The organism is Shimia aestuarii (assembly GCF_022814865.1).
GTDB lineage: Bacteria > Pseudomonadota > Alphaproteobacteria > Rhodobacterales > Rhodobacteraceae > Shimia > Shimia aestuarii_A.
Genome location: NZ_JAKVRD010000009.1, coordinates 132,756 through 140,920 on the forward strand (window position 1 = coordinate 132,756; position 8,165 = coordinate 140,920).

Annotated in this window: 7 protein-coding genes; 3 read left to right on the top strand and 4 right to left on the bottom strand. The window is 57.9% G+C overall.

The features are described 5' to 3' along the window. Positions 1-1,287, top strand: coding sequence for a TRAP transporter large permease (locus tag MK745_RS11265; RefSeq protein WP_243613390.1), 1,287 nt, complete (start codon positions 1-3; stop codon positions 1,285-1,287). A 10-nt stretch (positions 1,288-1,297) separates the two neighbouring features. Then, positions 1,298-1,741, top strand: coding sequence for a universal stress protein (locus MK745_RS11270; protein WP_243613391.1), 444 nt, complete (start codon positions 1,298-1,300; stop codon positions 1,739-1,741). A 47-nt stretch (positions 1,742-1,788) separates the two neighbouring features. On the opposite strand, the gene MK745_RS11275 is transcribed toward MK745_RS11270, so the two are convergent. From MK745_RS11275 to MK745_RS11290, 4 genes are all read right to left on the bottom strand, one after another. Then, entirely contained in the window at positions 1,789-3,054 is a 1,266-nt protein-coding gene (locus MK745_RS11275; protein WP_243613392.1) for an ABC transporter permease, read from the bottom strand. Continuing rightward, positions 3,051-4,202 carry an ABC transporter permease gene (locus MK745_RS11280; protein WP_243613393.1) on the bottom strand — a complete coding sequence of 384 codons (1,152 nt, stop codon included), beginning with the start codon at positions 4,200-4,202 and terminating at the stop codon, positions 3,051-3,053. Before MK745_RS11280 ends, MK745_RS11275 begins: the two co-directional genes overlap by 4 nt. After that, on the bottom strand, positions 4,199-5,710 hold the full coding sequence (locus tag MK745_RS11285; RefSeq protein WP_243613394.1) for an ABC transporter ATP-binding protein: 1,512 nt from the start codon (positions 5,708-5,710) through the stop codon (positions 4,199-4,201). The genes MK745_RS11280 and MK745_RS11285 overlap by 4 nt, the downstream gene beginning before the upstream one ends. A gap of 69 nt (positions 5,711-5,779) precedes the next feature. Further along, positions 5,780-6,808, bottom strand: coding sequence for a BMP family lipoprotein (locus tag MK745_RS11290; protein WP_243613395.1), 1,029 nt, complete (start codon positions 6,806-6,808; stop codon positions 5,780-5,782). Positions 6,809-7,315: 507 nt separating this feature from the next. On the opposite strand from MK745_RS11290, the gene MK745_RS11295 reads away from it, so the two are divergent. Beyond that, the coding region (locus MK745_RS11295) for a polysaccharide biosynthesis/export family protein (protein ID WP_243613396.1) at positions 7,316-8,165 on the top strand (850 nt) is incomplete at its 3' end.

Below are 8,165 nucleotides of genomic sequence, written 5' to 3' on the forward strand. Positions count from 1 at the left end.
ATGGCACTTTCAATCTTTGGTGTGATGATAGTCCTCCTCTTGCTCGGTTTTCCGATGATGATCCCGCTGATCGCGGGGTCGCTAATCGGGTTTGTCTCTCTCTTTGGCGGGGTGGGGCAGCTTGATACGATGGTGCAGCAGATTCTGGGCGGCATTCAGCCCGCCAGTTTGATCGCCGTGCCGATGTTCATCTTCGCGGCTGACATAATGACCCGGGGACAATCGGCGAACCGTCTGATCGACCTCGTGATGACCTTCGTGGGTCACTTGAAAGGCGGGCTTGCGGTCTCCACCGCCTCTGCCTGTACGCTTTTTGGGGCTGTCTCGGGTTCAACACAGGCGACAGTTGTCGCCGTGGGCGGCCCGCTGCGCCCAAGGATGCTCAAGGCGGGCTACAAGGATAGCTTCGTCCTTGCCTTGATCGTGAACTCGTCGGATATCGCGTTTCTGATCCCACCATCCATCGGCATGATTATCTATGGCGTCGTTTCGGGCACCTCGATCTCCGAGCTGTTCATCGCGGGGATCGGGCCGGGGCTTCTGATCCTAGTCCTCTTCTCTATCTACTCTTACATTTACGCGGTTCGGAACAACGTCCCAACCGAGCCGAAATCAACCTGGGCTGAGCGTGTCCGCGCCATTCAGCGCGCGCTTTGGCCTCTCGGTTTCCCGGTGATCATCGTCGGCGGCATTTATGGCGGGATCTTCTCACCCACCGAAGCGGCGGCGGCCTGTGTGCTCTATGCCCTGTTCCTAGAGATGGCCGTGTTTCGCGAAATGAGCATGCGCGAGCTTTATGCCACCGCCAAATCGACCGGGTTGATCACGGCAGTGGTCTTTATTCTTGTCGGGGCAGGGGCCGCGTTCTCCTACGTCATCAGCTTCGCCCAGATCCCGCAGCAGGTTCTCGGCAGTATCGGCATCGACGAGATGGGCCAATATGGCGTACTGTTTACGATCTCGATCGCGTTCTTCGTCGGCTGTATGTTCGTTGACCCGATCGTCGTGATCCTGATTTTCGTGCCGATCTTTGCACCGGTGGTGCAATCCGTCGGGCTCGATCCGGTTCTGGTCGGGACGATCATCACTTTGCAGGTCGCGATCGGCAGTGCGACGCCGCCCTTTGGTTGTGACATCTTCACGGCCATCGCGGTCTTCAAACGGCCCTATGCGGAAGTGGTCAAAGGGACGCCTCCCTTTATCTTCATGCTTCTGTCGGTGGCGGTCCTTTTGATCTTCTTCCCACAGATTGCGCTCTTCCTGCGTGACCTCGCGTTCGGCAAGTAAGGAGGCCAAGATGTTCAAGAAAATCCTACTGGCGCATGACGGTTCCAAGGGCGCGGATGCGGCGCTCGAGAAAGCGGCAGAGCTTTGCAAGCTTAGTGGCGCGGAACTTGTCGTGCTGACGGTTTATCGGCACCACTCGATCCTCGAAGCCTCGTTGTCGATGGTGCGTGGCGGGGATGACAAAGGAGGCAACCTTGACGATGTGATGCGCTCCGCGTCCCGCGAAGTTGGTGAACATGCCAAGGCCCGCGCCAAAGAGCTGGGGGTCGGGAACGTACACGCCTACATCAAGGGTGGTCCCTCGGCACGGACGATTATTGCCTTCGCGAAGGAACAGAACTGCGATCTGATCGTTGTCGGGTCTCGTGGGCTAGGTGCGTCTGAGGGCTATATGCTCGGCTCAGTGAGCCACAAGGTCACCAGTATTTCGCCAGTTCCGGTCCTTATCACCTGAATACCTTGCGAGGGATGGGAGACCCCGTCCCCTTTTTGGAGGCGGGGTTATTCTTTGACGTATGGCTTGCCATTGGCAGCTGGAGGCTGCGCTTTGCCGATAAAGCCCGCAACCACGATGATCGTCGCGATATAGGGCGACATAGCGAGGAAGTCTGAAGGAATGGGCGTGCGCAGGAGCGCGAGTTTTTGCTGAAGGGAATCTGCGAAACCAAAGACAAGGGCGGCGGCAAGGGCCCCAACTGGATGCCAGCGCCCAAAGATCATCGCCGCGAGACCGATGAAGCCGCGCCCACCAGTCATGTTCTCGTCAAAGCGGCCAACAGAACCAAGTGTGAACCACGCCCCGCCAAAGCCTGCGACCATGCCGCCGAGGGTCACGTGGAGATAGCGCGTGCGATAGACATTGATCCCCAGCGTGTCAGCCGCATGCGGGTGTTCGCCAACAGCGCGGGCGCGCAGGCCACTACGTGTGAAGAAGAGGTAGTAGGTTGAGAGTGCGACAAGGATCAGCGCGCCGTAAACAAAGAGGTTTTGCTTGAACAGCATTGGTCCGATGACAGGCAAGTCTCCCAGAAGCGGGATCTTATAGGCGCGGAAAACAGGCGCGTTGTTGAGAAAGCGATACTCTGAAAAGACCTGAGAACTAACATAGCTTGTTAACCCAAGGACAAAGAGATTGATCACGACGCCGGCGATGATCTGGTCCATGCGGTAGGTCACGACGAGGGCCGCTAGGATAAAGCCAAAAGCCCCGCCGACGATCACAGCCGCAACGAGACCGCCCCATCCCCCCAGAAGCGAGCCAATCAAGGCACCGGTAAACGCCCCGGCAAGTAGCATGCCTTCAATCGCAATATTGACCACTGCGACGCGTTCGCAGAGCACCCCGGCGAGACCGCCAAGCGCGATGGGCACCGCACGAACCATCGTGGCTTGAAGCATACCTGTCAGTGAGAAAGCCTTGCCAGCGGTCGCCCAGACGAGGAAAGCCATAACGAGGATTGCAAGCCCGACCCCAAGCGATAGCGCCGTCCAGCGCCCGCCCCCTTGCAAGAACTGACGGACTCCAAGAAACGCGAGAAGCGCGCCCGCGACGTAGTTGAATGGCCCCGCAGGTACGACGAGGTTGGGCAGTGCCCAAGGATCGGTCGGTCGTGAGAGGCGGAAGGTTGCGTCGCCTGAGGAGTCCATTCCAAAGACAAAGAGGACAAGGATAGAAAGTGCGATAAGCACAGCGCCAGTGATCCGGGCCTGCCGGGCCTTCCCCGTGTCCATGGTCTCGCTCTGTGTCTGTGTCGGCGCGGCGGTCATTTCGAGCCTCCTTTGGCGTTCTTGCGTTGCCTGAATCCCCAAGGGAAGATCGCTTTGACAAGGAGGGGGGCCGCGATAAAGACAATGATAAGTGCCTGAATGATGCTGATCAGGTCGATTGAGACGCCCGCGTCGACCTGCATTTGTCGCCCGCCTGCTTCGAGCGCACCAAAGAGCAACCCTGCGAGCAGCACGCCAAGCGGGTGCGACCGGCCCATGAGGGCGACAGCGATGGCATCGAACCCGATCCCTGCGGAAAAGCCCGGCGTGGCGCGGTCGAGGACACCTAAGACCTGACTTGCGCCTGCGAGCCCTGCCAGAGCACCAGCCGTGGCCATGGCCGCGATGATAATCAACCCCGAGCGCATCCCGGCATAGCGCGCCGCATGAGGGTTCTCGCCAGAAGCGCGGAAGGCAAAGCCGATCTTTGAGCGGAACAAGAGCCAATAGACGAACGCAACCGCCGCCAACATGAGGAAAACCCCCGCATGCAGCCTTAGATTGGGATCGAGCCAGTCGAGAAGGCGTGGAAGCTCTGCGCTGTCAGGGACGGACTTGGAAATCGGATCGGCACGACCTTCTTTCTGGATGAAGGGCTGGCGTAGTAGGTAGTCGAGGAGACGGAAGGAGATCAGGTTGAGCATGATCGTCGAGATCACCTCATGCGCACCTGTTGAGGCCTTGAGCCAACCGGCAATCGAGGCATAGAGTGCCCCGACCAGCGCCCCGGCGAGTAGCGCCAAAGGCAGGTGGATGATCCAAGGCAGACCCTCAAGCATGAAGCCCGCCATGACAGCGGCCATGCCACCAAGCAGGAGTTGGCCTTCAGCACCGATATTGAAGAGACCGGCGCGAAAGCCGAGCGCAAGCCCAAGCCCCGCAAGCACAAGCGGGATCGCGGCGGTCAGGGTTTCCGAAATGGCGGGGAGCGAGCCGACAGAGCCACGAGCGAGCGCAAGGTAGCTCTCGCCAATGGTGGCAAGGTCGACATTTGTTGCCAACATGATCAACCCGCCGAGGAAAAGTGCGGCGATAACGGCGAAAATTGGCACGATCACGAGGGTCTCGAAATCCTGCCGTCCGCGCGTGGTGCGTTGCAACAAGGCTTGCGTTGCGGTGTCGAGCTTGTCGTTCAGGTTTTCGCTCATTCCGAGGCCCCCGCCATTGCAAGGCCAACCGCGTTCCGGTCAACTGGCCCATTGGTTGCATCGAATTCGGCGACGATACGGCCTTCAAACATTACGAGAATACGATCCGAAAGCCCCATGATTTCATCCAGCTCGGAGGAGACAATAAGCACACCATCGCCTTCGTCGCGGGCTTCGATCAGGCGTTCGTGGATATACTCAATGGAGCCGACATCCAGCCCGCGCGTTGGTTGCGAAGCGATCACGAGCTTTGTTTCACGCTCTAGTTCGCGTGCGACGACCATTTTTTGTTGGTTGCCTCCAGAGAGATGTCCGGCCGGCAGGAAGACGCTCGGCGTGCGCACGTCAAAGTCAATGCAATAGCGGGCCGCGGTCGTTTGGGCCTTGGGCCAGTCGATCTCGAGGCCGCGGCCATAGGTCGGATCGTAATAGGAATTGAGGACCATGTTCTCGGCCACGGAAAAGCTCGCGATCATGCCAGAGCGGAGACGGTCCTCGGGGACATGCGCCATACCCATCCGGTGCCGCTCGCGCACAGAGCTGCGTGTCACATCCTGTCCGTCAAATAGAATTGTTCCTGTCGCAGGACGGGTTAGGCCCGTTAGCGCCTCAACCAATTCCGTCTGTCCATTGCCTTGCACACCCGCAATACCCACCACTTCGCCCGAGCGCACCTGAAGGCTGACATGATCAAGCGCAAAGTCGTCATGCTCATCGAGAAGGCAAAGGTCCGAGACCGTTAGCATTGGAGCGCCCGCTTTTGGTGCCGCCTTGTCGACGGTAAAGCTCACCGGACGGCCAACCATCATCTCGGCCAAGGTTTCTGTCGTCAGTTTCGCCGGATCGCCTTCTCCGGTGATCCTGCCGTGACGTAGCACGCTGATCCGGTCAGAAATCTCGAGAATCTCATGGAGCTTGTGCGTGATAAAGACGATCGCCTTTCCTGCATCCCGAAGCGAGCGAACGATCTCGAAGAAGTCCTCAACTTCCTGCGGTGTCAGAACCGCGGTCGGTTCATCCAGAATGATAACGTCCGCCGAGCGAAACAGAACTTTGAGGATTTCCACGCGCTGTTGTATGCCCACAGGGAGGCTTTCGATCAAGGCATCGGGGTCGACTTCAAGCCCATAGCGATCGTTTATCTCGCGCACTTGTTTGCGCGCGGTCTTGAGGTCGAGATAGTCGAACCGTCCCGTGGGTTCGACGCCGAGGACCACGTTCTCGGCGACGGTGAAGACGGGAACGAGCATGAAATGCTGATGCACCATTCCGATACCGGCTGCGATCCCGTCACCGGGGTCTTCAAAGGTGACGCTTTTGCCATCGATGAGAATCTCGCCCTCGTCGGGCGTATAGAGCCCGGAGAGTATATTCATCATCGTCGATTTTCCGGCGCCATTCTCTCCGAGAAGTCCAAGGACTTCACCGGCGCGAATATGCAAGTTGATCGCGTCATTGGCGACGACCGGACCGAAACGCTTGGTGATCCCGCGTAGCTCTACATCCATAGGTTGGTCTCTCCCTGGACGAAGAAAGGCCGATCACGCCACTGCGCAACCGGCCTCTTCCATTTCAGCTTAGTTCGCGACCTTGATCGAACCGTCGATGATCCCAGCACGGATATCATCAAGCTCGGCCTTCAGCTCTGCCGGAACGGCGTCTTCAAAATCATGGAAGGGCGCCATGCTGACACCATCGTTGGCGAGGGTGCCGACAAGAAGCCCCGGTTCGAATTCACCGGCATGCACCGTTTCAATCACGGCTTTCACAGTCGAATCCATGCGTTTCAGAATCGAGGTCAGGTAGACATGGCCCTTCTCGGGGTCGGTCAGATACTGATCTGCGTCCACACCAATGATCTTGAGCGCGTCGGTGCCCAACTCATCTGCAAGCGCGGCAGAACCAAGACCGACAGGCCCTGCGACGGGCAGAATGATGTCCGCACCTTCGTCATAGAGGTTCTGTGCGTAGGTGCGACCGTCGTCGAGGGATTCGAAATTGTTGGTGAAAAGCCCTTCCCGTGCCTCGGCGTCCCAGCCAAGGACCATGACGTTCGTGCCCTTCTGCGCGTTGTAATAGTTCGCGCCTGCGACGAAGCCATCCATGAAGATCGTCACCGGGGGAATGTTGATCCCGCCAAAAGTACCAAGAACGCCAGTCTTGGACATGCCTGCGGCTAGGTAGCCTGCGAGGAAGGCAGCTTCATCGGTCGCGTAGACCTGTCCAAGGACATTGGGAAGCGTGGGATCATAGGCGAAGTCTACGATTGAGAATTTCTGATCCGGGTTGGCTTCGGCGGATTTCTTCGTCGCGTCTCCCATTAGGAAACCGACAGTCACGATGACATCGCATTCCCCACCCTGAAGCGAGTTCAGGTTTGCGTCATAGTCGCTTTCAGCTTGAGATTCGAGGTATCGCGCTTCGATGCCCAACGATTCCTTGGCATCGAGCGCGCCTTTCCAAGCGGTCTGGTTGAAGCTCGAATCATCTATACCGCCAGTGTCGGTGACTTGGCATGCGGTGAAGGCCGAAGCCGTAGACGCCGCAGCGATGAACAGGGCGGCGGTAAGCGAGACCCCAATGGGACCGCGTTTTGGGAACGTCATGATGTATCTCCGTGTCGAACGTGGCAGTCTTTTTTGAGTTCGGTCTTCGGAACCTTGAAGCGCGATCACGCCGGGGTTCTCTTGCCGATCAGTGCAGCGAGGTTAGCATTCTCGCCGCGATTGTCATCGGAAACCTTTTGAAGGATCGTCATCTTGCCGTGTGGTTACCTTGGGGAAGGCGAGGAGGGCGATAGCGTGCCAACTCCGTAGGCCTGCCCATAAACACGTGGTAGGACGAGGGAGTGACAGAGGGGGCGGATTGGTGCATCGGTTGCACCCCACCGCAGAGCCGCAAGCAACCTATGGGTGTGACATACCGCCTCTCAAACTCGCAAAGGGTCAATCGGCGAAAAGGTGCAGCGTATATTGATAGACTGAGAAATCGCGCGCCACTGCACCAAGTTTACCGTGATTTACTGAGGAAATCATCGTCGATGAAGCGATTGACTTTGTGCCTAAGTAGGGTAGGAAGACCTCGTAAGTTAAAACTGGCGGCGGAGCATTGCTTTGAAGAAACTTCTGGTCTGTTTTCTCTGTTCTTTCTTCCTTGCTTCCTGCACTGATGGTTTTACGGCTTTCCCCGTCGATGACGAGGGGCAGGACAACCTAGAGCAAGATCTCGATGTTGTTCGTCTGAGCACCAAGAACATCAAGAACTACACACAAGCGATCAAGCCGGTTACGCGCACGCGGATGCCCTACGATACCTCGTGGTCGTATCTGATCGGCCCTGGCGATATCCTCAGTATCGACGTCTACGATCACCCGGAACTGACTATGCCAGCCGGACCCGACCGTAGCGCAAGCGAGAACGGCTTCCGTGTTCAGGCCGACGGGCGATTTTTCTACCCCCATATCGGCGAGATCGAAGCCGGAGGGCGCTCGATTGAGCAAGTGCGAAGTGACCTGTCCCAGAAGCTGCGCCAGATTATTCCTGAGCCGCAGGTTGTTGCTCGGGTCGCAGAGTTCAATTCACAAAGCGTCTTGGTCGGTGGAGAAGTCAACGCGCCGAACCGGCAGACCTTGAACTCGGTTCCGCTTACGCTGTTTCAGGCGGTGAACGCCGCCGGCGGCGGCACCGAAGAAGCGGACTTGAGCCGTATCACTGTGAAACGCAATGGCCACACCTATGGCGTTGACCTGAACGGGTTCTTGCGTGCCAACTATGTTCAAAACAACCCGATACTACGTGCTGGCGACGTCGTGCACGTGCCTGAACTGCGCAATGAACAGGCCTATATTCTCGGTGAAGTCGACAAGCCCAGCGTTGTTGATCTGGCGAAAGAGCCAATCAACTTGACGCAAGCTCTCGCGAACCAGGGGGGCTTGAAAGAGGTGCGCGCGGATGCGCGAGGGG